The 23,295-nt window shown below is 72.9% G+C and carries 22 protein-coding genes; 6 read left to right on the plus strand and 16 right to left on the minus strand.

Annotated elements, in window-relative coordinates; translation table 11 throughout:
- Positions 1-13 precede the first annotated feature (13 nt).
- Positions 14-853, minus strand: a complete 840-nt coding sequence (locus tag ABEE00_RS05655; protein ID WP_345744132.1) for a helix-turn-helix domain-containing protein — start codon at positions 851-853, stop codon at positions 14-16.
- Positions 854-916: 63 nt separating this feature from the next.
- On the opposite strand from ABEE00_RS05655, the gene ABEE00_RS05660 reads away from it, so the two are divergent.
- Positions 917-1,777 (plus strand): SDR family oxidoreductase, encoded by an 861-nt coding sequence (locus ABEE00_RS05660; protein ID WP_345744133.1) that lies wholly within the window; start codon positions 917-919, stop codon positions 1,775-1,777.
- Between the two features lie 194 nt (positions 1,778-1,971).
- Positions 1,972-3,153: an acyl-CoA dehydrogenase family protein gene (locus tag ABEE00_RS05665; protein ID WP_345744134.1), complete on the plus strand. Its 1,182-nt coding sequence runs from the start codon at positions 1,972-1,974 to the stop codon at positions 3,151-3,153.
- 192 nt (positions 3,154-3,345) lie between these two features.
- Here the strand turns inward: ABEE00_RS05665 and ABEE00_RS05670 are convergent, their stop codons facing one another.
- The 3 genes from ABEE00_RS05670 to ABEE00_RS05680 all read right to left on the minus strand — a co-directional run bounded on the left by ABEE00_RS05670 (position 3,346) and on the right by ABEE00_RS05680 (position 5,214).
- On the minus strand, positions 3,346-3,750 hold the full coding sequence (locus tag ABEE00_RS05670; RefSeq protein WP_345744135.1) for an SHOCT domain-containing protein: 405 nt from the start codon (positions 3,748-3,750) through the stop codon (positions 3,346-3,348).
- A 154-nt stretch (positions 3,751-3,904) separates the two neighbouring features.
- Positions 3,905-4,393, minus strand: a complete 489-nt coding sequence (locus ABEE00_RS05675) for an RDD family protein (RefSeq protein WP_345744136.1) — start codon at positions 4,391-4,393, stop codon at positions 3,905-3,907.
- On the minus strand, positions 4,390-5,214 hold the full coding sequence (locus tag ABEE00_RS05680; RefSeq protein WP_345744137.1) for a hypothetical protein: 825 nt from the start codon (positions 5,212-5,214) through the stop codon (positions 4,390-4,392). Before ABEE00_RS05680 ends, ABEE00_RS05675 begins: the two co-directional genes overlap by 4 nt.
- Before the next feature lie 256 nt (positions 5,215-5,470).
- Here ABEE00_RS05680 and ABEE00_RS05685 point away from each other — a divergent pair, with 256 nt between their 5' ends.
- The 3 genes from ABEE00_RS05685 to ABEE00_RS05695 all read left to right on the plus strand — a co-directional run bounded on the left by ABEE00_RS05685 (position 5,471) and on the right by ABEE00_RS05695 (position 8,560).
- Entirely contained in the window at positions 5,471-7,180 is a 1,710-nt protein-coding gene (locus tag ABEE00_RS05685) for a VanW family protein (RefSeq protein WP_345744138.1), read from the plus strand.
- Between the two features lie 144 nt (positions 7,181-7,324).
- On the plus strand, positions 7,325-7,777 hold the full coding sequence (locus tag ABEE00_RS05690; RefSeq protein WP_345744139.1) for a nuclear transport factor 2 family protein: 453 nt from the start codon (positions 7,325-7,327) through the stop codon (positions 7,775-7,777).
- A gap of 84 nt (positions 7,778-7,861) precedes the next feature.
- Entirely contained in the window at positions 7,862-8,560 is a 699-nt protein-coding gene (locus tag ABEE00_RS05695) for a phosphatase PAP2 family protein (protein ID WP_451918500.1), read from the plus strand.
- Positions 8,561-8,724: 164 nt separating this feature from the next.
- On the opposite strand, the gene ABEE00_RS05700 is transcribed toward ABEE00_RS05695, so the two are convergent.
- From ABEE00_RS05700 to ABEE00_RS05715, 4 genes are read right to left on the minus strand one after another with little or no spacing between them, the layout of a single operon-like run.
- Entirely contained in the window at positions 8,725-10,071 is a 1,347-nt protein-coding gene (locus tag ABEE00_RS05700) for a glutamate-1-semialdehyde 2,1-aminomutase (RefSeq protein WP_345744140.1), read from the minus strand.
- 6 nt (positions 10,072-10,077) lie between these two features.
- Entirely contained in the window at positions 10,078-10,629 is a 552-nt protein-coding gene (rfbC, locus tag ABEE00_RS05705; protein ID WP_345744141.1) for a dTDP-4-dehydrorhamnose 3,5-epimerase, read from the minus strand.
- Positions 10,626-11,930 carry a polysaccharide pyruvyl transferase family protein gene (locus ABEE00_RS05710; RefSeq protein WP_345744142.1) on the minus strand — a complete coding sequence of 435 codons (1,305 nt, stop codon included), beginning with the start codon at positions 11,928-11,930 and terminating at the stop codon, positions 10,626-10,628. The genes rfbC and ABEE00_RS05710 overlap by 4 nt, the downstream gene beginning before the upstream one ends.
- Positions 11,927-12,874, minus strand: a complete 948-nt coding sequence (locus ABEE00_RS05715) for a glycosyltransferase family 2 protein (protein ID WP_345744143.1) — start codon at positions 12,872-12,874, stop codon at positions 11,927-11,929. The genes ABEE00_RS05710 and ABEE00_RS05715 overlap by 4 nt, the downstream gene beginning before the upstream one ends.
- A 131-nt stretch (positions 12,875-13,005) precedes the next feature.
- Between ABEE00_RS05715 and ABEE00_RS05720 the strand changes: the two genes are divergently transcribed.
- Positions 13,006-14,199, plus strand: a complete 1,194-nt coding sequence (locus ABEE00_RS05720) for an RNA-guided endonuclease InsQ/TnpB family protein (RefSeq protein ID WP_345744144.1) — start codon at positions 13,006-13,008, stop codon at positions 14,197-14,199.
- Between the two features lie 26 nt (positions 14,200-14,225).
- On the opposite strand, the gene ABEE00_RS05725 is transcribed toward ABEE00_RS05720, so the two are convergent.
- From ABEE00_RS05725 to ABEE00_RS05760, 8 genes are all read right to left on the minus strand, one after another.
- Entirely contained in the window at positions 14,226-15,530 is a 1,305-nt protein-coding gene (locus ABEE00_RS05725; protein ID WP_345744145.1) for an MATE family efflux transporter, read from the minus strand.
- A 5-nt stretch (positions 15,531-15,535) separates the two neighbouring features.
- Positions 15,536-16,789, minus strand: a complete 1,254-nt coding sequence (locus ABEE00_RS05730) for a DUF4910 domain-containing protein (RefSeq protein WP_345744521.1) — start codon at positions 16,787-16,789, stop codon at positions 15,536-15,538.
- 83 nt (positions 16,790-16,872) lie between these two features.
- Complete coding sequence (locus tag ABEE00_RS05735; protein WP_345744146.1) at positions 16,873-17,898, minus strand: NAD-dependent epimerase/dehydratase family protein; 1,026 nt, start codon at positions 17,896-17,898, stop codon at positions 16,873-16,875.
- A gap of 3 nt (positions 17,899-17,901) precedes the next feature.
- Entirely contained in the window at positions 17,902-18,600 is a 699-nt protein-coding gene (locus ABEE00_RS05740; RefSeq protein WP_345744147.1) for a PIG-L deacetylase family protein, read from the minus strand.
- Entirely contained in the window at positions 18,597-19,403 is an 807-nt protein-coding gene (locus tag ABEE00_RS05745; protein WP_345744148.1) for a sugar phosphate nucleotidyltransferase, read from the minus strand. Before ABEE00_RS05745 ends, ABEE00_RS05740 begins: the two co-directional genes overlap by 4 nt.
- Entirely contained in the window at positions 19,400-20,650 is a 1,251-nt protein-coding gene (locus tag ABEE00_RS05750; protein ID WP_345744149.1) for a class I SAM-dependent methyltransferase, read from the minus strand. Before ABEE00_RS05750 ends, ABEE00_RS05745 begins: the two co-directional genes overlap by 4 nt.
- The gene (locus ABEE00_RS05755) at positions 20,647-21,924 is read right to left on the minus strand and encodes a glycosyltransferase (RefSeq protein ID WP_345744150.1); all 1,278 of its coding nucleotides are present in this window, start codon (positions 21,922-21,924) and stop codon (positions 20,647-20,649) included. The genes ABEE00_RS05750 and ABEE00_RS05755 overlap by 4 nt, the downstream gene beginning before the upstream one ends.
- A gap of 2 nt (positions 21,925-21,926) precedes the next feature.
- A complete protein-coding gene (locus tag ABEE00_RS05760; RefSeq protein WP_345744151.1) occupies positions 21,927-23,294 on the minus strand; it encodes an O-antigen ligase domain-containing protein in 1,368 nt (455 codons plus the stop codon).
- Position 23,295 lies beyond the last annotated feature (1 nt).

Below are 23,295 nucleotides of genomic sequence, written 5' to 3' on the forward strand. Positions count from 1 at the left end.
GGGGACACGGGGATCAGATGAGGCGGGCGAGGGCCTCGGCCGAGGGGGTTCCCTGCGGGGCCTGGTAGACGATGATCACCTGTTGCTCGGCGCCTCCGACGGTGAGTGCCTGGCGGCGCAGGGCCAGTTCGCCGACGACCGGATGCGCGAAGTGCTTGAGCTCGTCGCGGGAGGGCCTCGCGTCGTGCCGTGCCCACAGGCGGCGGAACTCCTCGTCCTCCGACAGCTCGGCCACCAGCCGCGCGGTGCCGGGATCGCGCGGGTCGGATTCCGCGCGCAGCGCCGCGACGGTCTGCGCGGCGATCGCCGGCCAGTCCGGGAACAGCGCGCGGGCCTCGGGGCCGAGGAACATGTCGCGGGCCAGGTTGTGCCCCGGCGTATACATCGCCGCCAGTGCGCGGGCCCGCTTGTTGGCTGCCAGCACGTCGAAGCGCCGGTCGCGTACGTAGGCCGGCGCGGCGTCCCACAGGTCGAGCAGGTGATGCACGTCCGGGCTGACCTCGCAGGGCCCGGCGCCGGACGGACGCGGCGGGCCGGGGGCGGCGAGCGAGGACAGGTGCGCCGCGGTGTCGGCGTCCAACTCCAGTGCCCGCGCCAGCGATTGGAGCACCTGCGGCGAGGGGTGCCGGTCGACGCCCTGTTCCAGCCGGACCAGGTAGGGCTCGCTGATCCCCGCCCGCTGGGCCAGCTCCTCGCGGCGCAGGCCCGCGACGCGGCGCCGCCCGGAGCGGTCGCGCTGCACGGGGGTGGGCGCGACACGTCCCCGCCGGGCCTTGAGGAAGTCCCCCAGGGCGTTGCCGGCCAGCGCGTTGCCGGTCAACGCGTTGTCGGCGGGGGCGTCGTCGGTGGGCATGGGCGCGAGGGTAACCCTCGCGGGGTGCTGGCTGCGGTCCGGGCGGGGTCACAGGGTTGAGGCATGACCAACACGCAGAGCACGCACAGCAGGCAGAGCAGGCGCAACGCACCCACCACCAAGAACTGGTTCATCACCGGCGCCTCCCGCGGCTTCGGCCGCATCTGGGCCGAGGCCGCCCTCGCCCGCGGCGACCGCGTCGCCGCCACCGCGCGCCGCCCCGAGGCCCTGGACCCCCTGGTCGCCGCGTACGGAGACCGCGTACTCCCGCTCGGACTCGACGTCATCGAGCGCGCCTCCGTGACGACCGCCGTGCAGCGGGCCGCCGACGCGTTCGGGCGCCTCGACGTGGTCGTCAACAACGCGGGCTACGGCCTGTTCGGCATGGTCGAAGAGGTCACCGAGGAACAGGCACGCGCCCAGCTCGACACCAATGTGCTGGGCCCGCTGCGGGTGACGCAGGCCGCGCTCCCGTACCTCCGCGCGCAGGGGAGCGGGCACCTCCTGCAGGTGTCCAGCCTCGGCGGGCTGGCCGCCTTTCCCACGCTCGGGCTCTACAACGCCTCGAAGTGGGCGCTGGAGGGGATGAGCGAGGCGCTCGCGCAGGAGGTCGGCCCGCTCGGCGTCCACGTCACCCTGGTCGAGCCCGGCCCGTACGGCACCGACTGGTCCGGCGACTCCGCCGTGCACGCCGAGCCGATCGCCGCGTACGAGCCGGTACGGGAGGCGCGGCGTGCCGGTGCCACCGCGCGGGCGCCCCAGGACCCGCAGGTCACAGCGGACGTCATCCTCGAACTGGCCGACATGGCCGAGCCGCCCCTGCGGCTGTTCCTCGGCGCGTACCCCTATCCCGTCGTCGAGGCCGCGTACCGCCGCCGGCTCGACACCTGGGAGGAGTGGCGCTCCCTCGCGACCAAGGCGTGAGCGTGGGGCCGGCAGCCTGGGGGCCGCGGGGCGAAAGGTGACGTACGGAGCACTTCGCGCCGTAACTCCCGGCTCCGGATGGGGAGTTCGCGTTCCGATCCGGGGGAGCGGCGCGGAGCCCGGCTAGGGTGACGCTGGTCCAGTCCTGCTGGCCCCACTGCCGGCGCGGCACGCAGAGCGAGGAGTGACCTTCCATGGCGGACTCGGCCGGATTGCATGTCAGCCCGGAGTTCCCCGCGCTGCTGGAGCGCGTGGACGCGCTCGGCGGTGCGCTCGACGCGCAGGCGGACGCCGCGGAGGAACTCGGCAGGCTCCCCGACGACATCGCGCGGGCGCTGCTGGACGCCGGGGTCGTCCGGGCCGAGGTGCCACGGAATCTGGGCGGGTACGAGTTCGCCCCGCGCCAGTTGATCCGGACGATCGAGCGGATCAGCTACCACGACGCGACCGCCGGCTGGACGATGCTGGCGCTGCAACTGGACACCGGGACCACCGCGGCGTACCTCGGCGACGCAGCGGCGGCCGACCTCTTCCCCGATGTCGCGGGCGGCGAGTATGCGCTGCTCGCGGGGCAGGGCACCCGCCCGGGGCGTGCCGTCCCGGTGGAGGGCGGCTTCCTGGTGAGCGGGAGTTGGCAGTTCGCGTCCGGGATGGCGCAGGCCACGCATATCCACAGCGCGATCCAGGTCGAGGGCACCGGGGAGCTGCGGGTGCTCGCGATGCCGAAGTCGCAGGTGCACCTCGACGACAACTGGGACGTGCTGGGCCTGCGCGCGACCAACAGCATCGACTACCACTGCGCCGACGTGTTCGTACCGGAGACGCACACCTACATCGCCACCACGAAGACGCCCGAGAACGGCGGCGCCCTCTACCGCGTCGGGCTGGTCAACCTGGCCTGCATCGGGCACACCGGCTGGGCCCTCGGCGTCGCGCGCCGGCTGCTCGACGAGATGAGGCTGGTGGTCGCGGCCAAGGCGGGTACGCGGAACGCCGCCGTGGACACCGCGCAGTTCCACGCCGAGTACGCGAGTGCCGAGGCGCGGTTCCGTTCGGCGCGGGCGTGGGCGATGGAGGTGTGGCAGGACATCGAAGCGACCCTGGACGCGGGGGAGTGGCTGAGCACCGAACAGGACACGCTGCTCAGGCTGGCGCTCAACCACGCGACATGGACCGCGCACGACGTCGGGCAGACCGTGCACCGGTGGGCGGGCACGACCGCGATCCGGCGCGGCCCGATCGACCGCTTCCTGCGCGACCTGGGCACGGGCACCCAGCACATCACCTCGGGCCCCGTGGTCCTGCAGAACTGCGGGGCCTGGCTCAGCGGCGCGCGGCCCGGAGCGCGCTGGGAGTTCCTCGACCTGGCGCCGTGAGGGGCGAGCCCTCCGGCGGTGACGGCGGTACGTGGTGACCGCGGGCGGTACGCGGTGACGTGACCGCTGTGCCGGCTGAACGGGCGGCGCCGTGGCCGCGGTTGGCGGTCACGGCGCCGGTCGGCTAGGCGCGGGCCCGCGCGGCTGCGGGCCGGCGCATGGGCTGGGGCCGGTTTACCCGGCTCACCCGGCTTACGAGGTGAGGACCTTGTGCTTCGCCTGCTGGTACTCCTGGTCGTTCAGCTCTCCCTTGCGGCGCAGCTCGGCGAGCTGCGCGAGCTGTGAAGCCGAGCCGTTGGCCGAGGCTGCGGCCGCCTCGGCGGAAGCCTCCTGTACGTAGGTCCGGAACGCCTTGTCGTGTTCCTGCGCCTCCTGGATGGCACGCTCGCTCATCTTCCTGCCGCGTACGGCGAGGTAGACGAACACGCCGAGGAAGGGGAGCAGCAGCACGCACAGCAGCCATCCGGCCTTGGCCCATCCCCCCAGGTCATGGCTGCGGAAGATGTCCGCGACGATCCTGAACACCAGCGCCAGCCACATCACCCACAGGAAGAACCACAGCATGGTCAGGAACACGTTGAGCAGCGGGTAGTCCATCGCGCGCCTCCCAGAGGTCTGTTGAGCGCACAGTGCTGCGGCGCGCACGGCGGCGCATCACCCGCCGCAGGTGAGCCCGCGCGGGACGGGGTGTCGGCGGTGCCCGCGCGGCTCGGTCGCCGGTGATGCCTGCGCGGGGCTCGGCGGGGCTCTCTCACGGCCGCCGCGCCCCGGTACCGCGGTGACCCGCCCCCTGATACCGCCCCCGGTCGTACAGCACCGCCGTCCGCAGGAGCAGATCCTGCACCGAGGCGCTGCGGCGGCTCACCAGCGCCCACGCCAGTCCCACGGGGAAGAGGACGCAGAGCACGGCGCGCAGCACGGACCGCCCCGGCGGCAGGGCGCGTCCCGACGCCGAGACGAGGCGCAGGCCGACGAGGAGCTTCCCCGGCGAGCGGCCCGCGAGCGCCCAGCCGAGGGCGAGGTACGCGACGGCCGCCAGGGAACCGCCCGCGATCCCGCCCGGCCGCGGCAGCCCCGGCATGTGGAACGGGGGTCCTGTGATCAGGAAGTCACCCAGGGCGAACAGCAGCAGCCCCGCCCCGCACAGCGCGCCGAGCAGACACGCGTCGGCCAGCCCCGCGACGACGCGGGACACGATCCCCGCCCGCAACCCGTGGTGGGCCGGAGATTCCCTGGTCACCGCCCCTCCGGCTGGGGGAGGGGTCCCGTGGTGTCCCGTCCGCCGGGGCGGCGCAGGAGCCGGTCCGTGACGCGGTTCACGGCGCGGTCGGCGGCCGCCGTGTGGTCCCGCAGCGCCTCCACCGTCTCCTCGGCCATGGTGCCGCTCGACTCCCGTACGACCCGGCTGAAGTCGGTCTCGTCGAGCACCTTGGTCACCAGGTCGGCGAGGTCGAGGCGGCGGACCACCGCGTCGAGGTCCGCGCGGGCCACGACGGCGTCGACGTCGAGGTGCGCGGCGGCACGGTCCAGGTCCAGGCGGTCGGCCGCGCCGTCCAGGTCCGTCTCCGCCAGGACGAGGGCCGCCGCCCCGCGTACGAGCTCCCGCACGAAGCGCTCGGCCAGCGCACGGTTGCGCCGCTGCTCGGCGACGCCCGCCGCGCCCCACCGCTCCAGGAATCCGCGTACGACGGGCAGAGGCCCCCATGCGGGCGGCGGAGCGAACGGCGCCAACGGCCGTGCGGCGAAGGCGAGTACGGGCCGCAGGCGGCTGCCGGCATCCCGCGCCGCTCGCACGGAACGGCGCTGCGCCGCGAGCGCGAGGGCCACGGCGGCAGCGGGCAGCAGGGCGGGGAGGTCGTACGGCGGGTCCGCGGCCGGTGCGGGGGCCGAGCGCGGGTCCGGGTGTCGGTCCGGGTGCGGGGCTCCGGCGTGGCCGAGGAGGTCCCGCAGGGCGCGGAGCGTCAGGTCCGCGAGGCCCAGGGTCAGGCGCGACGCCTGCTCCAGCGGATCGCCCGGGCCCGTCGCCGCCGTCCTCTTCGCGCTCGCCGCGGGTGCGCTCATGTGCCGACTCCCCACCGTCGACCGCCACCATCGGGTGTGCGCGGGCCCCTGCCATCGCCCATGACGGGTGAGGTGCGCCACCGGTGCGGGTGGGAGCATCCCCGGCCGGTGCGGGCCTCGGCGCCGGTGAGGCGGGGTGGGGCGGAGAGTGACATGACGCATATACGCCCAATGCCCGATTGTCGTTAGCGTGGAGGGCGTCCCCCGCACACCGCGGTGCCCCGGTGTGCCCTCCGCCCCCTACCCCGGGAGTTCCATGCGCCCCCGAATACGTTCCGTTCCGCCCGTCGCCCTGGTAGGCGGTGCGCTGGTCCTCGGCGCCGGGGGCCTGTACGTCGCCGGGCTGCTCACGAGCGGCGACATCGAGGCGGGCACGACGGTGCGCGGCGTGGAGATCGGCGGACTGAGCCGCGCCGCGGCCGTACAGAAGCTGGACCGGAACCTGCCCGGCGCCGGCTCGCAGGACCTGGCCGTGAAGGTCGGCAACCGCACGGGGAAGATCGACCCCCAGCGGGCCGGGCTCACCTTCGACACCGAGGCGACCGTCGACAAGGCGGCGCGCAGCGGCGCCGATCCGGTCACCGTGATCGGCGGGCTGTTCGACTCGGGCGGCGGCGCCGTCGAGCCGGTGACCGGCATGGACGAGGACAAGGCCCGTTCCGCGCTGGAGAATCTGGCGAAGACGCACGACCGCAAGGTCCGCGACGGGGCCGTGTCCTTCGAGCACGGCAAGGTGCGGGAGGTCACGCCGCGTACCGGATACGCGCTGGACGTGGACGCCGCGGTCGGCACCCTGCGCACCGCCTTCACCGAGGGCGGGAGCCAGGGCGGCAAGGCCACGGTGCTGCCGGCGGACAAGACCGAGCCGAAGGTCGGCGCGAAGGAGACGCGGCGCGCCGTACGCGAATTCGCCCGCCCCGCCATGTCGGGCCCCGTCACCCTCGACGTCGGCGGCAAGCGGCTCACGATCTCCGCGGCCGACCTGGGCGAGCACCTGACGATGCGGGCCGACGACAAGGGCAGGCTCTCCCCGAAGCTCGACGCCAAGGGCCTGCGCGCCGACCCGGCGGTGGCCCACACGCTGTCGGGCGTCACGGGCAAGGCCGAGAACGCCAAGCTGCGGCTGGACGGCGACCGGGTCGTGGTGGCCCAGGACGCCAGGACGGGGCGGGAGTTCACGGACAAGGCGCTCGGCAAGGCCGTGAAGCCGCTGCTCACCAAGACCGGAGCCGAGGCCCGTACCGGAAAGGTCGCCACGGAGAAGACGCAGCCCGAACTCACCCGCGAGAGCGCGAAGCGGATGGGCGTGAAGGAGAAGATGTCCTCCTTCACCGTCCACTATCCCGCGGCGCCCTACCGCACCCAGAACATCGGGCGCGCCGTCGACCTCATCAACGGTTCCGTCGTGCGGCCCGGTGAGAACTGGAGCCTCAACGACACCGTCGGCGAGCGCACCAAGGCCAACGGCTTCACCGACGGCTCGATCATCCTGGACGGCCAGTACACCAAGGCGGCGGGCGGCGGCGTCTCGACCGTGGCCACGACCGTCTACAACGCGATGTTCTTCGCCGGCCTCAAGCCCGTGGAGCACGGCGCGCACTCCTTCTACATCGAGCGCTATCCGGAGGGCCGCGAGGCCACGGTCGCCTGGGGGAGCCTGGACCTGAAGTTCAACAACGACTCGGGCAAGGCCATGTACATCCAGGCCGAGGCCAACGACACCTCCGTGACCGTCAACTTCCTCGGCACGAAGAAGTACGACGACGTGAAGTCGGTCAAGGGCCCGCGCACCAACGTGCAGAAGCCCAAGGAGCGCCCCGGCGCCAAGGAGCAGTGCGAGCCGCAGACCCCGCTCGAAGGCTTCGACGTGAAGGTCGACCGGGTCTTCTACCAGGGTGGGAACGAGGTGCGGCGCGAGCCGTTCCACACCCACTACACCCCGCGCGACAAGGTGAGCTGCGGCTGAGCCCGCGCACCTCTCCGCGTACGTCTTCCCGTACGACGTCCCGCACAACTCCCCGTACGTCTCCACCTCTTCGGCGATCCGTGGCACAGTCCCGCTGCCCACGGGTCGCGGAGAGCGCGGGATTCCGGAAGAGAGGGGTACGCGGTGCTGTCGTTGCAGGAGATCTCGGACCGGCTGGAGATCCAGGACCTCATGGTCCGCTACAGCCATGCCGTCGACACCCGTCAATGGGACGCCCTGGACGAGGTGTTCACGCCGGACGCGGTGATCGACTACACGGCCATGGGCGGGGTGCGCGGCGGGCTGGCGGAGGTCAAGGAGTTCCTCGCCGCGGTGCTGGCGGACTTCCCCGCGTTCCAGCACATGATCGCCAACTCCTCGCTCACGGTGGAGGGTGACACCGCGAGGGGCCTCACGATGTGCCACAACCCGATGGTCCTGCCCGGCGGGAACGGCGACGGCAGCGCCGGAGTGCTCTTCTGCGGCCTGTGGTACCGCGACACCTTCGTCCGGATCGACGGCGCGTGGCGCATCAGCGAACGCGTCGAGGAGAAGTCCTACATGTACGCGGCACCGGCCCCCGCGCAGGGCGACTGAGGTTGGTTCACCCGCGTCCGGACACGGTCACCTCCGATCGGAGCGGTGGTTAAGGTGACAAGTAGCGACTGATCCGGGGAGGGCGTGGTGGAGCGGGTGGTCGAGGCGGAGCGGGGGAGCGGGACGGAGCAACCGCCCCTGCTGCCACCGGTGTTGCGCTTGTGGCTCGGGCTCGGTTCGGTGGTCGGGGCGGTCGTGGTTGTCGTGCTCGGGGTGATGTACGCGGGGCACAGCCGGCCCGGGTCGGCCGACCGGTGGCTCGTCGATCCGACGGCGGACAGTGTGCGGCCGCCGTTGCGGTACGCCGCCCTGGCCACGGATTTCCTGGGGGAGCCCCTGGGTGCTGCGGTGCTGCTCGCGGCGCTCGTGGCGGGGTGCCTGCTGCTGCGGCGCCCCCGTGCCGCGGTGCTCGTCGTCGCCGGTGCCGGGGTGACCGTGGTGACCGCGACGGTGCTCAAGTACGTGGTGGGGCGCACCATCCACGGCGCGGACAACCTGTCGTACCCCAGCGGGCACACCGCCTTCGCCACCGCGCTCGCCCTCGTCCTCGCGCTGCTCGCGACCGGCGGGTCGGGACTCGGCAGGGCGGCGAGCACGGTGTGGGTGCTCGCCGCCGCGCTCGTCGCCGGTGCCGCCATGGGCTGGGCGCAGGTCGCCCTCGGCGCGCACTATCCGACCGACGTGCTCGGCGGCTGGTGCACGGCGCTGGCGGTGGTGCCGGCCGTCGCGTGGCTGGTCGACCGCGTGGCCGACGGGAGGGCGGGGCGGCGGCAGGGACGCTGACGCCGCGTCAGCCGACCGCCTCCCGCCTCACGCCGGCCGCTGACCCCGCGTCAGCCGGCCGCCGACCACCTCGTGTCGGCCTCGGCCCGCCTCAGCCAGCCGCCGGAAGCCGGCCGCATCCCACCGCCCGCCGACCGCCTCCCGGCTCCCGCCTTACGTCCGCCTCACGCCAACCGTCGGAACACCGGCTTCACCGGTCGCCCTCCCACCCACGGCCCGGGGTCGCCGGCGTCGAGTGCCTTGCGGTACACCGCGCATGCCTGGGCCACCGCCTCGACGGTGCGGTCGATGTCGGTCTCGTCGAGCGCGCTGCTCACCACGAACGACGGGGCCAGCACGCCGCCCGCGAGGAGCTGGCGCAGGAAGAGGGTGCGGTAGGGCTGCGAGGGCTGCCCCTCCGCGTCGAGGGTGGCGAACACCAGGTTGCTGGCCCGGCCCCGTACGACGACATGGTCCGCGACGCCCATGCTCGCCGCGGCCTCGCGCACCCCGGCGGCCAGGCGCTCGCCGAGCGCGTGCAGCCGCGCGGTCACGCCCTCCTCGACGTACGTGGTCTGCACGGCCATCGCGGCGGCGAGGGAGTGCGTCTCCGCGCCGTGCGTGGTGGAGAGCAGGAACACGCGCTCCTCGGAGTGCCGCAGCCCGCCGCGCTCCATCAGCTCGCGGCGCCCGGCCAGCGCGGAGACGGCGAAGCCGTTGCCCAGCGCCTTGCCGAACGTGGAGAGGTCCGGCACGACCCCGTACAGACCCTGCGCTCCGGCCTCCGACCAGCGGAAACCGGTGATCATCTCGTCGAAGACCAGGACGCAGCCGTGCCGTTCCGCCAGCGCGCGCAGGCCCGCGAGGTAGCCGGGCGGTGGCTCGGTGTGGCCCGCGGCGGGTTCGAGGATCAGGCAGGCGATCTCGCCCTGATGGCGGGTCAGCAGCTCCTCGGTCGCCGCCAGGTCCCCGTACGGGAAGGACACCGTGAGGTCGGTGGTCGCCCCGGGGATTCCGGCGGGCATCGGCGTCGTGCCGATGAACCAGTCGTCGACCGAGAAGAACGGGTGATCCCGGCAGATGGCGACCCGCGAACGGCCCGTGACCGCGCGCGCGAGGCGGACGGCCGCTGTCGTGACGTCGGAGCCGTTCTTCGCGAACTTCACCATCTCGGCGGTCGGCACCGTGGCCAGGAAGCGCTCGGCGGCCTCGGCCTCCAGCAGGGAGGGGCGGACGAAGTTGCTGCCGCGGTCGAGTTCGCGCCGCGCGGCCTCGGTCACCCTCGGGTGCGCGTGGCCCAGGCTGACCGAGCGCAGCCCCGAGCCGTACTCGATGTAGCGGTTGCCGTCGACGTCCCACACGTGGGCGCCGCGGCCGTGGCTGATGACCGGGGCCAGGTGTTCGGGGTACTGGTCGTCGCCCTTGGCGTAGGTGTGTGCGCCGCCGGGGATCACGGCGTGCAGCCGCTCGTTGGCCTCGTACGACCGGGGCAGCGCGAACTCCCCGGCCCCTTCGGTGCGTTCAGTCTCCACGGGGCCTCACTTCTCTCTGTGCTTCAGGACCTCGGCGAGGCTCGGCGCCTCGCGGTCCCGCTGGGACACCGATGTGGCCGGCAGCGGCCAGGGGACGGCGAGTTCCGGGTCGTCGAAGGCGATCGTCACGTCCTCGGCCGGATCGTGCGGGCGGTCGATGCGGTACGAGGTGTCGGCGGTGTCGGTCAGCGCCTGGAAACCGTGCGCGCAGCCCGCCGGGATGTAGAGGGTCCGCTGCGTCTCGCCGGACAGCTCGAAGGTGGCCACGTTGCGGTAGGTCGGCGAGTCCTCCCGCAGGTCCACGACGACGTCGAAGATCCGCCCGTACGAGCAGCGCACGAGCTTGGCCTCGCCCGCGCCCGAGCGCAGATGCAGGCCGCGCAGCACGCCCTTGACCGAGCGCGACACGCTGTCCTGGACGAAGGCGTGCGGGTCGAGGCCCACCGAGCGGACCACCTCGGCGTCGAAGGTGCGGCAGAAGAAGCCGCGCTCGTCGGCGTACGGCGTGGGCTCGAAGAGGAACGCCCCGGCGATCTCCGGGACTCGGATGGCTTTCACGGTGTCTCCCGCTGTGCGTGTGCTCGGGTGTGGGCTCGGTTGTGGGCGGCCGCCGGGAACAGGGCCGCGGTCAGCGCGGTGAACTGGTGCGCGAGCTGCCGCGCCGCCACCGTGTTCCGCTCGGCGAGGGTCCGGCGCAGCTCCTCGGACCGCTTCTCCAGCGCGCGGAACTGCTCCAGCAGCCGGTCGGCGTCGACCTCGCGTGCCGGGTGGCAGTACGCGCCGAGGCCCATCCGCGTCATGAGCGCTTCGCTCTTCGCCGCGTAGCTGAGCGCGAGGGTCGGCGTGCCGGCCTTCAAGGCGCAGATCAGGTTGTGGTACCGGGTCGCCACCACGGCGTCGGCGGCCGCGGTCTCCCGCATCAGGTCGGCCAGCGAGGCGGTTTCGGCCGCGGTGACCAAGGGGGAGTCCACCGCGTCGAGGATCGCGGCGACGACGGGGGCGTCGCATGCGTCGCCCGTGAGCAGCCTCACCGGTCTGCCGTCCTCGACCAGGGCGCGCACGAAGGCGGTCGTCCCCGCGAGGTAGCGGCGGTGGATCTCGTCCGCCCGCGCGCGGTCGTCGTTGCTCCCGTGGAAGTCCATGACGCCTACGCAGACTTGCCCCGGCAGGCCGGGCTCCGACGCGGGTGCCACCGAGGGCGCGTTGTCGGCCGCGGACCCGTCGTGGCCGATCGCGCGGTTCCCCGCGCCCCTACCAGTGGGCACCGGCAGCGCGAAGGCGAGGTCCGGGTAGACCTCGTCGCGTGCGGTGTCCACGCCCATCTCCCGCATCGCGTCGCGGGACTGCGCGTCACGGTAGGAGCGGTACGAGGCCAGGCGCGCCGACCAGCGCACGAGGGCACGCGTCGCGCGGTCGCGGATCGGGGCCGCGCCGACGCCGACCAGCGCGACGCGGGTGCCGGTGAGCCTGCCGCTCGCGCAGAGCAGGAAGAGCGCGTACGGGAAACCCCACGGCCGCAGCGGCAGCGTGGCCTCCAGGACGCCCATGCCCGGGACGATCACCACGTCGTGGCGGCGCACCCAGGCGGCCGTGCGGAAGACGTCGACCACTTTGCCCAGGCCCTTGCCGGCGACGGCGCCCGCGCGCGACGCGGTGCGGTACTCGCCGCGGTACCAGTGCAGCCGCGTCGCGGGGATGCGGTACCGGCTCGCCACCACCTCGGGGCCGCCGCACAGCGCGTCCACGACCGCGTCGGGGTGCTGGTCGCGGAGGTACCCGAGCACGGCTTCGAGCGAGCCGTCGTTGCCGAGGTTGCCGGAGCCGAGCAGGCCGAACACGCCCACGCGGGCCGGGGTCATGAGCGCTTCCCCTCGTGGCCCGCCACGAGAGCGCCGACGTCGACCGTGGGCAGATTCGGGCCCACGGGGGCGCGGTCCTCGACCCGTTCGCCCGCGTTGGGCCGCACCCGGCTGGTCATCCACGCGGCCAGGTGCCCGAAGCACGCGCGCCGGTCGGCCGCGGAGAGCGGCGCGCGCCGTATCGCCGAGGCGAAGCCCCAGACGTACTCGGCGAGCAGCCGCGGCGTCGGATGCAGCGGCCCGGCCCGGCGCGGGTCCAGGTTGACGCACCGGGAGCGCTTGGAGGGGTTCGCCCGCTCCGCGCGGGTGGGGTGGTCGCGGCGGAAGTACAGCAGCTCGGGAACCTGGTGGAAGGGCCCGTGCAGGACGATCTCGGCGACGAACGTGCGGTCCGCGTGGTGGTAGCTGTCGTGCGGCTTCACCTTGCGCAGCATGTCGGCGCGCATGACCCCGTAGAAGTCGTCGCCGCCGGGCTCGAACAGGTAGCTGCGGAAGCGGTCGGGGGCCTTCGGCAAGTGGGTGGCCAGCCCGTACTCGTACGGGACCTTCACCTTGCCCTCGCCGTCGATGACCGCCTGGTCGGCGTGCGCGAGGACCACCTCGGGGCGCTCGTCCAGGGCGTCCACGCAGCGTTGCAGCAGGTCGCGGCCGTACAGATCGTCGTGCGACGCCCACTTGAACAGCTCGCCGCGGCACTGGGTGAAGACGTGGTTGTGGTTCGGCGCCGCGCCGATGTTCCGCGGCAGCCGCAGATACCGGATGCGCGAGTCCTTCTCGGCGTACCGGCGGCAGATGTCCCCGGTCCCGTCGGTCGAGGCGTTGTCGGAGATGACCAGCTCGAAGTCCTCGTAGGTCTGCCCGAGCAGCGCGTCGAGCGACTCGGCGAGGTACTCCTCGCCGTTGTAGACGGGCAGGCCGATGCTCAGCCGGGGTTGCGCGGTCATAAGGCTTTTCCTTTGTGGACACCCCTGGCATCAGCCGGGGAGGAAACGGACTTCCTGCGGATCAGGGAAGGGAAGGCTGCCGCACCCCTGAGCGAAACGGCGTTGTCAGTGGTGGCCGCTAGGTTGGTCTGGTGACGCGCTACCGCCTTGATCCAACTCCCGCCCAGGAGGCGGTGCTGTGGGTGCACTGTGCGCACGCGCGGTTCATCTGGAACCTGGCGGTGGAGCAGCACTCGTATTGGTATCCGGGCCGCAAGTCCGCGCCGCGATATGTCCAGCAGTGCAGGCAGTTGACCGAGGCACGGGCGGCTTTCGACTGGCTGGCGGCAGGGTCGCATATGGTGCAGCAGCAGGCGCTGCGGGACTTCGCGCAGGCCATGGCGAACTCCTTCGCCGGTACGCATCGCAGGCCGACGTGGCGCAAGGCAGGCCGCCATGAGGGCTTTCGGATCGTCGCGCACAAGCCGGACGCGGTGCGGCGGCTGTCCCGCAAGGTCGGTGAGGTGAGGGTGCCCAAGGTGGGGTGGGTGCGCTTTCGCTGGTCCCGCCAGGTGCCGCAGGGCGCGAAGTCCTACCGGGTCACCCGGGATCGGGCCGGGCGCTGGCATATCGCGTTCGCCGCGATCCCCGCCCCGACCCAGTCGCCGAGCAACGGGGCCGTGGTGGGCGTGGATCGGGGTGTGGCCGTGTCTGCGGCGCTGTCCACTGGGGAACTGCTGCAGGTATCCGGACTGGGTGAGGGTGAGCGACGGCGACTTGTGCGGTTGCAGCGACGGCTCGCTCGTGCCCAGCGCGGATCGAAACGGCGCCGGAAGGTCAGATCGGCGATCGCGCGGCTCAAGGCGCGGGAGACGGACCGACGCAAGGACTGGGTGGAGAAGACCTCCACCGCTCTGGCCCGCCGCTTCGATGTCATCGGCGTGGAAGATCTGAACGTCAGGGCTATGACGTCGTCGGCGAAAGGCACCGTCGATGAGCCCGGTCGCGGGGTGCGGCAGAAGGCGGGCTTGAATCGGGGCATCCTCGCTAATGGGTGGGGACAGCTTGTGGTGCGGTTGGAGCACAAGGCGCCCAGCCGCGTGGTGAAGGTCAACCCTGCGTACACGAGCCGGCGTTGCTCGGCGTGCGGGACCGTGGACCGGGAGGCGCGCGAGAGCCAAGCCGTCTTCCGGTGCCGTTCCTGCGGATACACCGGCAACGCCGACGTGAACGCGGCACGCAACATCGAACACGCGGCAGGGCATGCCGTGTCTGCGCGGGAAGGGCCTGGGGTCGCCAGGCCGGAGCACCGCGAACCTCAACACGATCTCCTCCTCTCCAGGTAGGAATTCAGTGTGGGAATCCCCTTATTTCAGTCGGGGGAGGACGCCAAGGAGTTGCGGTGGTGCTCTCGCAGGGCCGCGCGGAGCTGGAGCCACCACACGGCCGAGGCGCAGGTGGTGGCCGCGGCGACGCCCCAGGCCGAGCCGAGCGTGCCGGCCGCCGCCGCGCCGCCGAGGCCGCCGCCCACGTAGCAGGCGGAGGCGAAGAGCTGGCAGCGCACGCTGCGACGGGCCGCGGCGAGCGCGCGCAGCCCGGCCGCCGCCCCGGTGCCCAGCCCTGCGCCCGCGACGCCGAGCGTGACCGGGACGATGAGCGCCGAGGCGGAGTGCCACACGCTGCCGAGCACCAACTCGCCGAGCCTGTCCGGCATCAGGAGCAGCGCCGTGCCCCAGAGCAGCGCGGCGACCGCCTGCCCGCCGCCCAGCAGGAGGCAGAAGGCGCCGAGCCGGTGCGGTGCCTGCCGCAGCACCCGCGCCGCCTCGGCGACGGTGACCAGCGACAGGCCCATGAGCAGCGCCATGAACGGGCCGAGCAGCAGCTCGGCGCCCCGGACCGCGCCCACGGCGCCGACCCCGACGATCGCGCCGAGCCCGTAGGCGCGCAGCTGGCTCGCGCCGCTGTTGCTGACGTTCTCGACCAGGTAGCGGGTGCCGAGGTCGCGCTGCTCGCGGAGCCAGTCGCGGGCCCCGGTCAGCCGCGGCCTGATGCGGGACTGGAGGCAGCCGTACACCGCGGGCACCGCGGCGGACGCGCCCCAGGCGAGCACGAACGCGGGCACGCTGCCCACGCTCGCCGCCGCCACCATGGCCGGGACGAGCGCGACGGCCCACACGAGGTCGTTCACGAACGCCTTCCGCCCGGACCCCGCGGCGAAGAACGCGAACCGCCAGGCGTCCTGGAGCAGCAGCGCCGGGAGGACGACGCCGAGGCAGACGAACGCGGGGCCCACGCGCCCGCCGAGGCCCAGCCCGACCAGCAGGCACGCCGCGCCGAGCGCGGCACCGACGCCGAGCGCGGTCCCCGAGGAACGGGCCACCGCGGCGCGCCAGTTCGCCGCCGGCACGCCGCTGAAGCGCACCATGAGCGGGTCGGTGGCCAGCCCGCGGGAGACGTTGAGCACCACTCCGTACGTCACCCAGGCCAGGCTGAACACGCCGAACGCGGTCACCCCCAGCGAGCGGGCCACGTAGATCCCGACCGCGAAGTTGTTCAGGCTGCAGACCGCCTGGTCGGCCAGCCCCCACGACAGCCGCCCGGCGACGGCGCGCCTGCCCGACGGCCTGGCGTCAGGGTCGGCCGTCGTCGTCCGCGTCTTCTCCCCCTCGGTGTCCATCGGCGTCAACCCTTGATCAGTCCGGCGTCGTGCAGGGCTTCCGCCGCGGCGGTGACGGCGTCGAAGGGCAGCCCGGATTTCTCGGCCACGTCGAGCAGGCTGTGCCCGCCGTCGGAGAGGCTGAGCACCCAGAGCATCGCCATCTGGGCCTGCTTCGCGTCGCTGCGGCCGCCGAGCGAGTCGTAGAGCCCGCGCCGGCCCAACTGCGGTTCGCCGTACGGGCTGAGGTTCACGTACCGCCGGTTGCGGTCCAGCACGGCGAACGCCTCCCGGCAGACGGCGAGGGTGTCCGCCATGGCCGCGGGGGAGACGAAGTCCAGGTCGTCCGCCGAGGTGTGGTACTCCGGGTACCCCGCGTACGGGGTCCGGCTGAGCGAGCCCACACCCAGGTCGAACCCGGGGGAGCAGAACTGCCGCTCGTCGTATCCGTACGGGGTGAACCCGGTGATCCGGTGCGGGCGTTCGGAGGCGCCGAGCACGTGCCGCATCACGCGGTCGATCTCCGCGTCGCCGCGCCTGCTGCGCTTGTACGTGAGCGAGCCCGCGTCCCCGGCGCAGGCCAGCACGAGGCCGTGCTTGACGTGGCCGATGCGGTTCTGGTTCCTGGCGAGCCAGGTGATCGCGCCGATGGTGCCGGGCGCGAAGATGAACCGGTAGGTGTAGTACGGGACGTGCTCGGCCAGTGCGCGTGCCAGGTACGTCGCCACCGCGACGCCCGCGAGGTTGTCGTTGGCCAGCGACGGGTGGCACACGTGACAGGACAGGATCACCTCGTCGGCGACCTGCCCGGGGACCACGTGCTCGGCGTAGGTGAGATGGCCGTCCTCCAGGGTGGAGTCGATGCGCACCTCGTACTCGCCGTCCGGCATCGCGTCCAAGGTGTCCTGCGCCAGGCAGAATCCCCACTTCGGCTCGTAGTAGCTGGTGCGGTAAGGGACCCAACTGGGCTGGTCCGGCAGGGTGTAGAGGTGCTCGCGCAGTTCGGCGAGCGGCATGGTCGCGGACACCGGGACGCTGTAGCCGAGCACGTGCAGGCTGGACGCGGCGAAGTCCACGACCCGCCTGCCGGACGCGTCGGCGATGTAGGCGTCGCGGATGTTCCACTCCTGCGGGACCGTCCAGTCCAGCACCTGCGTCCCGGTGGGCACCTCGTGCACCGTGAGCGGGATGTACTCGCCGACGATGTCCAAGGTGGCGCGCACGCCGTCGCCCGTGATGCTCCGGCAGAGCGGATAGAGCCGCTCCACCAGCGCGTACATCGCGTCACCGGCCGAGACCGAGGCCGAGGCCGGAGCCGGGGTCGCGGCCCCGGCTCCGGTCGGCGGCTGCAGGCCTGCCGTGGTCACCGGCTCCACCGCAGGGTGTCGTCCACGGTGCCCGCCTCGGACGCCCCGCGCAGCACGGCGAGCCGCGTGAAGCGCTGCTCGAAGTCCTCGCGGGTCAGGCCGTGCTGCCGGTAGGCGTCGGCGAGTTCGACCGCGCCCTGCTTGACGGTCCACTCGCAGTCGAAGCCGGGTATCGCGGTGCGGAAGCGGGAGAAGTCCACCCGGTAGGAGCGCGGGTCGGCGCCGGTCTCGCCGGTGATCTTCACCTTGGAGCCCGGTACAGCCCCGGCGACCTCCTCGGCGATCTCGGCGACCGTGACGTTGTTGACCTCGCTGCCGATGTTGAACGCCCGGTCGTGCACCGCCTCGCGCGGCGCGGTCAGCGCGGCGGTGAAGGCCCGCGCGATGTCCTCGGCGTGCACCAGCGGGCGCCACGGCGTGCCGTCGGAGAGCACCAGCACCTCGCCGGACAGCAGCGCGTGGCCCACCAGGTTGTTCAGCACGATGTCGGCGCGCAGCCTGGGGGAGTAGCCGAACGCGGTGGCGTTGCGCATGTAGACGGGGCTGAACTCGCCGTCGGCCAGCGCGTGCAGGTCGTCCTCCACGCGCACCTTGGACTCCGCGTACGGGGTCACCGGGCGCAGCGGCGCCTCCTCGGTCACCAGCTCGTCGCCGCCGGCAGCGCCGTAGACCGAGCACGTCGAGGCGTACAGGAAGCGCTGCACCCCGGCCTCGCGCGCGAGCCTGGCCAGCTTCACCGAGGCGTGGTGGTTGATGTCGTAGGTGAGCTCGGGCGCCAGCGCGCCCAGCGGGTCGTTGGACAGCGCGCCGAGGTGGATCACGGCGTCCACCCCGGCGACGTGCTCGGCGGTGACGTCACGCAGGTCCACGCGGTGCCCCGCAGGGCCGGCGGGGCGCGGGCCCAGCAGGCACTCGGCGAACAGGCCCGAGTCGAGGCCGGTGACCTCGTGTCCGGCGGCGGCGAGCACCGGGGCCATGACGGTGCCCAGGTAGCCCTGATGTCCGGTCAGCAGTACGCGCAAGGTTCAGTCCCCCTGTGTGGAAGTGCTCGGCTGGGCGGAAGCGCCCGGCTGGTCGGAAGTGCCCAGAGCGAGCGTGAGTTTGGTGGCGGCGAAGGCCTCGGCGTAGCGCGCGTGGCATTCGATGCCGCGGATGCGGGCGAGCCCGAGGAAGGCCTCGCGGTCGTACCAGGGCCGGTGCCGCTGCGAGGCGTAGTGCTCCTGGAGTAGCCGCACCTTCTCCTCGGCGGTCTCCGGCGCGAGCGGCTGGTACGCGGTGGGGCGGCCGAGATCGCCGTCCCACTTGACGATCTCGTAGCCGAGCACGAGGTGGTCGCGGTACGCGGTGGTCAGGAGCTTGGCCAGGCCGCGGTGGTCCTGGTGCGCGTCCTCGGTGCGCGGGCCCAGCACGAGGTCGGGCTCGGTCGCGGCGCGCAGCTCCTCGACCGCGGCCTTGGCCTCCTCCCAGTGCGCGGGCATCCGGCCGTCCGGCAGCTTGTGCACGGTCAGCCGCAGGTCGGCGCCGGGGCAGAAGGCGGCGAGCGCGGCGTGTTCCTCCTGCTCGCGCTCGGTGCCGCCGCCGGAGAGCACCAGCGCGTCGACGCGGAGGCCCGGGTGCGCCTGACACAGCGTCAGGAGGGTGCCGCCCGCGCCGATGGCGATGTCGTCGCAGTGCGCGCCGACGGCGACGATCCGCTGGAGGGGTCCGGCCCCGAGGCGGATCACGCTCTCGCTCCGGTGCCCGCCACGGCGTCGTCCCGCTCCCACACGGCCCACGGGCGGTCGCCGCGCGCGTAGGCGGCGTCGAGCGCGGCCTTCTCCTTCACGGTGTCGGTCGGCTTCCAGAAGCCGCGGTGCTGGTGCGCCACGAGCCGCCCCTGCTTGGCGAGTTGGGCGCAGCCGTCGGCGACCAGGTCACCGTTCTCCGGGATGTGGTCGAAGACCTCCTGGCGCAGGACGAAGTAGCCGCCGTTCTCCCACAGCGGCATGTCGCTCACCGCGGTGATGCCGCCCACCGTGCCGTTGTCGCCCAGCTCCACGCAGTGGAAGGAGGACTGCGGCGGCACGACCATCATCGAGGCGCCCGCGTCGCGCCGGGCGAAGTTGTCGATCATCTCGGGCAGCGGTGCGTCGGTGAGCACGTCCGCGTAGTTGGCGAGGAACATCTCGTCGCCGTCCAGGTGGTGCCGCACCCGGCGCAGCCGCTCGCCGATCGGCGACTCGATGCCGGTCTGCGCGAAGGTGATCGTCCAGTCCGAGATGTCGGTGGAGAGCAGCTCGGTCCTCCCGCCGCGCAGCACGAAGTCGTTGGACGTCGTCTCCTCGTAGTTGAGGAAGAAGTTCTTGATGTGGTGTGCCCCGTACCCCAGGCACAGGATGAACTCGGTGTGCCCGAAGTGCGCGTAATAGCGCATGACGTGCCAGATCAGCGGGCGCGGGCCGACCATCGCCATCGGCTTGGGCGCCTCGTCGGCGCCTCCGTTGCGCATCCGCATCCCGTAGCCGCCGCAGAACAGAACGACCTTCATGCTGTGACCTTTCGGGGCTCGCCCTCGACAATGCTCAGTTCCGGGATGGGGAAGACCAGTCGGCCGCCCCATTCGTGCACGTAGGAGAGCTGCTCGACGAGCTCGTCCCGCAGGTTCCAGGGGAGGACGAGGACGTAGTCCGGCTTGTCGGCGGCGATCCGCTCGGGCGGCAGGATCGGGATGCGCGTGCCGGGCGTGAACCTGCCGTGCTTGTACGGGTTCCGGTCGACCGTGTAGGCGAGCAGGTCGGTGCGGATGCCGCAGTGGTTGAGGAGGGTGTTGCCCTTGCCCGGTGCGCCGTAGCCGACGACCGTCTTGCCCTGCTCGGCCGCTGTGATGAGGAACTTCAGGAGGTCCCGGCGCACCTTGGCCACCCGCGCGGAGAACTCCGTGTAGCCGGACAGCTCCTGGAGCCCGGCGGCCTTCTCGCGCTCCAGCACATCGGCGACTTGCTGGGACGGCTCGCCCGCCACCTCCGTCGGGCGGGCCCACAGCCGGATCGATCCGCCGTGCGTGGGCAGCAGCTCGACGTCGACCAGCGCGAGTCCGCCGCTGGCCAGCGCACGGATCGCGGAGGCGACCGTGTAGTACTGGAAGTGCTCGTGGTAGATCGTGTCGTACTGGTTCTTCTCGATCAGGGTCAGCAGGTGCTGCACCTCGATGGAGACCCAGCCGTCATCGGCGACCAGGGCGCGCAGCCCCTTGGTGAAGCCGACCACGTCGGGGATGTGCGCGTACACGTTGTTGGCCGCGACCAGGTCGGCCGGGCCGTGCTCCTCGCGGACGGCCGCGCCGGTCTCCGGTGACAGGAACTCCGTGACCGTGGGCACGCCCGCCTCACGCGCGGCCGCGCCGACGTTGACCGAGGGCTCGATGCCCAGGCAGCGGACGCCGCGCTCCACGACGTGCTTGAGCAGGTAGCCGTCGTTGCTGGCGACCTCGACCACGAAGGAGTCGTCGCCGAGCCCCACCCGCTCGGCCGCCTCGGCCACGTACGTGCGCGCGTGCTCCACCCAGGAGGTCGAGAAGGAGGAGAAGTACGCGTACTCGCTGAAGGTGTCCTCCGGCGTGATCAGCGGCGGGATCTGCGCGAGCCAGCAGTCGGTGCACACCCGCAGGTGCAGCGCGTACCCGGGCTCGGGCTTCTCCAGCTCGTCCTCGGCGAGAAAGCTCTCGCACGGCGGGGTCGCCCCCAGGTCGACGACGCTCTCCATCGCCGCCGAGCCGCAGAGTCGGCACTCTGTCATGATCTTTCCCCATCCCTGCCCGCGCGGTCCCCCCGCCGCGGGCCTGTGTTCCCGTTTCCTGCCGGCGACGGTCCTCCGCCGCCGGCCGACCGACCCGCGATCGCGGTGCGGTACCCCTCCACCAGGCGCTCCAGGCCGACGGCCGGGCTGAAGCCCCGCTCGTACCTGAGCCGTGCCGCCTGGCCCATCTCCTTGTTGCGGCCCGGTTCGGCCGCGATCCCGCGTACGCAGGACGCCAGCGAGGCGGCGTCGCCCGGGCGGTGGAGCAGCCCCGTCACGCCGTCCTCGACGAGCTCGGTGAACGCGCCGTGACCTGCGGCGACGGCCGGGACCCCGGCCGCCATCGCCTCCACGGCCACCAGCCCGAACGCCTCCAGCCACGTCGAGGGGGCCACCACCGCGACCGAGCGCGCGATGGCCTCCCGGCACTGCGCCGGGTCGTAGAGGCCGACGTACCGCACGTCCTCGCGGCCCGCCGCCCAGGCCGAGACCTCCCGCTCCAGCGGGCCCGCTCCGGCGATCACGAGCGGTACGCCCACGCCGCCCTCGGCGGCGAGTGCGTCCCACGCGGTCATGAGCAGCCGCAGGCCCTTGGCCTCCGCCAGGCGCCCGAGGTAGAGCACGTGCTCGCCCTCGCCCGAGCGGCACGTCTCCGGCTCCGGTACGAAGTTGTGCTTCACCACGAGCCGTTCGGCCGGCATGCCGCCCCGCACCAGCTCGGCGCGCTGCGCGGCGGAGATGCAGAAGAACCGCTCCACACCCGTCCACCAGCGCCGCCGGTTGACCCGCGCGCTGACCGCGAGCGGCACGGTCGCCAGCCGCGAGTTGCGGTAGCAGCCGTGCCGCACGGCGGGCAGCGGCACGGAGGTCCCGACGCACTCGGTGCACGGCTTTCCGTCCCGCTGCAGGGTGCCGGGCGGGCAGATCTGGGTGTAGTTGTGCAGCGTGGCCACGGCGGGCACACCTGCGTCGGCGCAGGCCGCCAGCACCGCGGGCGACAGCAGCGGGAAGACGTTGTGGACGTGCACGACGTCGGGGCGCTCGGCGCGGAGCCGCGCGGCCAACTCCCTGCGCACGCCCGGGTTCCACGGCACCAGCAGCGGCACGGCCGCCTTGCCGGGCAGCGAGCGCGTGTGGATGTCGTCGCTGCGCCGCTCGAACACCCCGACCCGGTGCCCGGCCCCGCGCAGCAGGGCCACCTCCTGGTCGACGACGTTGTTCTCGCCGCTCGGCTGCGCCGAGGCGTAGCGGTTGTGCACCACGAGGACGTGCATGCTCAGGTCACCTCCGAGTTCCTGGCCCAGCGCGGGACATGGGGCAGCGGGACATGCCGGCGCGGGGCCGCGGGCGCCGCGGGGCCGGGCTCCTGAAGGCCGGGCGCCGCTGGGCCGGGCTCCGCAAGACCGGGGGCCGCGGGCGCCACCAACAGCGAGGCGGCCAGGGCCAGATGGAGCAGATAGGGCGAGGCGTCGCCGAGGCCCGCCTCGGTGTACGAGGCGATCGCGCAGTAGCTGATCAGGAAGATCGCGCAGGCCCTGTTCAACGACGGAGGCCGCAGCAGGGCGACGCCGCCCAGCACCAGGATGATCGCGGCCACCAGCGCGACGCCGGTCAGGCCCTGTTCGTTGTAGACGGCCAGCCAGCTGTTGTCGATCGGCAGCCCGCCGAAGGACTTGTCGCCCAGGCCCACGCCGAACAGGTACTCCACGGTTGAGCGCGGCGCCGCCAGCAGCGCGTCCCACACCTTGGCCCGCCCCGTGAGGCTCGTCAGGTTCTCCTCGCTCTGCCCGCGCAGGAACCACGTCTGCAGCGCCGAGGCGAACCCCACCGCCGCCACCACCGCGCACACCACGGTCCAGGTGAAGAACCGGCGCGCCGCGGCGCTGGTCAGCAGCAGCGAGCCGATCGCCAGCAGCAGCCCCACGATCAGGCCGAGCGTGGCCGTCCTGGTGTGGGTGAGCGCGAGCAGGACGGCCGAGGGCACGATGACGAACGCCGCGCTCGCCCTGTCCGTACGGCGGCCGAGCAGGAGCAGCACGGTGAGCCCGATGATCACCGCGGAGTACTGCCCGATCTGCGGCGGCGTGAGCGGCCACAGCGCGCCGACCAGCCGGCCTCCGTACAGCTCGGGCATGGCGGCGCCCGGCGAGACGACCGCGCCGGCGGCGACGGAGCCGAGCACGGCGAAGTACATCCGGATGTGGTGCCGCACGAACGCCGTGCCGCCGTCCCACCAGCGGCTGAGCAGCCACAGCGTGCCGACGAAGAGCGCGAACCTGGTGCAGCGGAACAGCGCGCCGAAGCCGGACTCCAGTTGCAGGCTGGAGATCAGGCTCGGGACCAGCAGCAGGGTGAGCAGGAGCAGATAGGCGCTGGCGCGGAAGCGCAGCCGCAGGTTGGCCAGCAGCGCCAGCGCGAAGGCGGTGACCAGCGCGCCCATGGTGACGAGCTGGATGAGGGAGCGGGGGAGCGGGATGACCGTCTCGGCGCCGGCCGAGCCGAGCGTGTTGAGGATCAGCAGCCCCCAGGCGATCCCGACGCCCTTCGGCGCCTTCTCCGGCGCCTCCGTGACCGGGCCCTCCGCGACCCGGCCCTCCGTGTCCGGGACCGCCGTCTCCTGGGTGTTCCGCGCGTGCGCACTCATC

The organism is Streptomyces odontomachicola (assembly GCF_039605595.1).
GTDB lineage: Bacteria > Actinomycetota > Actinomycetes > Streptomycetales > Streptomycetaceae > Streptomyces.

Coding starts and splice junctions, on each gene's coding strand:
- ABEE00_RS05755 (WP_345744150.1), bottom strand. CDS start 21,924: ATGCACGTCCTCGTGGTGCACAACCGCTACGCCTCGGCGCAGCCGAGC.
- ABEE00_RS05725 (WP_345744145.1), bottom strand. CDS start 15,530: ATGGACACCGAGGGGGAGAAGACGCGGACGACGACGGCCGACCCTGAC.
- ABEE00_RS05685 (WP_345744138.1), top strand. CDS start 5,471: ATGCGCCCCCGAATACGTTCCGTTCCGCCCGTCGCCCTGGTAGGCGGT.
- ABEE00_RS05665 (WP_345744134.1), top strand. CDS start 1,972: ATGGCGGACTCGGCCGGATTGCATGTCAGCCCGGAGTTCCCCGCGCTG.
- ABEE00_RS05730 (WP_345744521.1), bottom strand. CDS start 16,789: ATGTACGCGCTGGTGGAGCGGCTCTATCCGCTCTGCCGGAGCATCACG.
- ABEE00_RS05710 (WP_345744142.1), bottom strand. CDS start 11,930: ATGACCCCGGCCCGCGTGGGCGTGTTCGGCCTGCTCGGCTCCGGCAAC.
- ABEE00_RS05760 (WP_345744151.1), bottom strand. CDS start 23,294: ATGAGTGCGCACGCGCGGAACACCCAGGAGACGGCGGTCCCGGACACG.
- ABEE00_RS05750 (WP_345744149.1), bottom strand. CDS start 20,650: ATGACAGAGTGCCGACTCTGCGGCTCGGCGGCGATGGAGAGCGTCGTC.
- ABEE00_RS05655 (WP_345744132.1), bottom strand. CDS start 853: ATGCCCACCGACGACGCCCCCGCCGACAACGCGTTGACCGGCAACGCG.
- ABEE00_RS05680 (WP_345744137.1), bottom strand. CDS start 5,214: ATGAGCGCACCCGCGGCGAGCGCGAAGAGGACGGCGGCGACGGGCCCG.
- ABEE00_RS05670 (WP_345744135.1), bottom strand. CDS start 3,750: ATGGACTACCCGCTGCTCAACGTGTTCCTGACCATGCTGTGGTTCTTC.
- ABEE00_RS05745 (WP_345744148.1), bottom strand. CDS start 19,403: ATGAAGGTCGTTCTGTTCTGCGGCGGCTACGGGATGCGGATGCGCAAC.
- ABEE00_RS05715 (WP_345744143.1), bottom strand. CDS start 12,874: ATGACCGCGCAACCCCGGCTGAGCATCGGCCTGCCCGTCTACAACGGC.
- ABEE00_RS05660 (WP_345744133.1), top strand. CDS start 917: ATGACCAACACGCAGAGCACGCACAGCAGGCAGAGCAGGCGCAACGCA.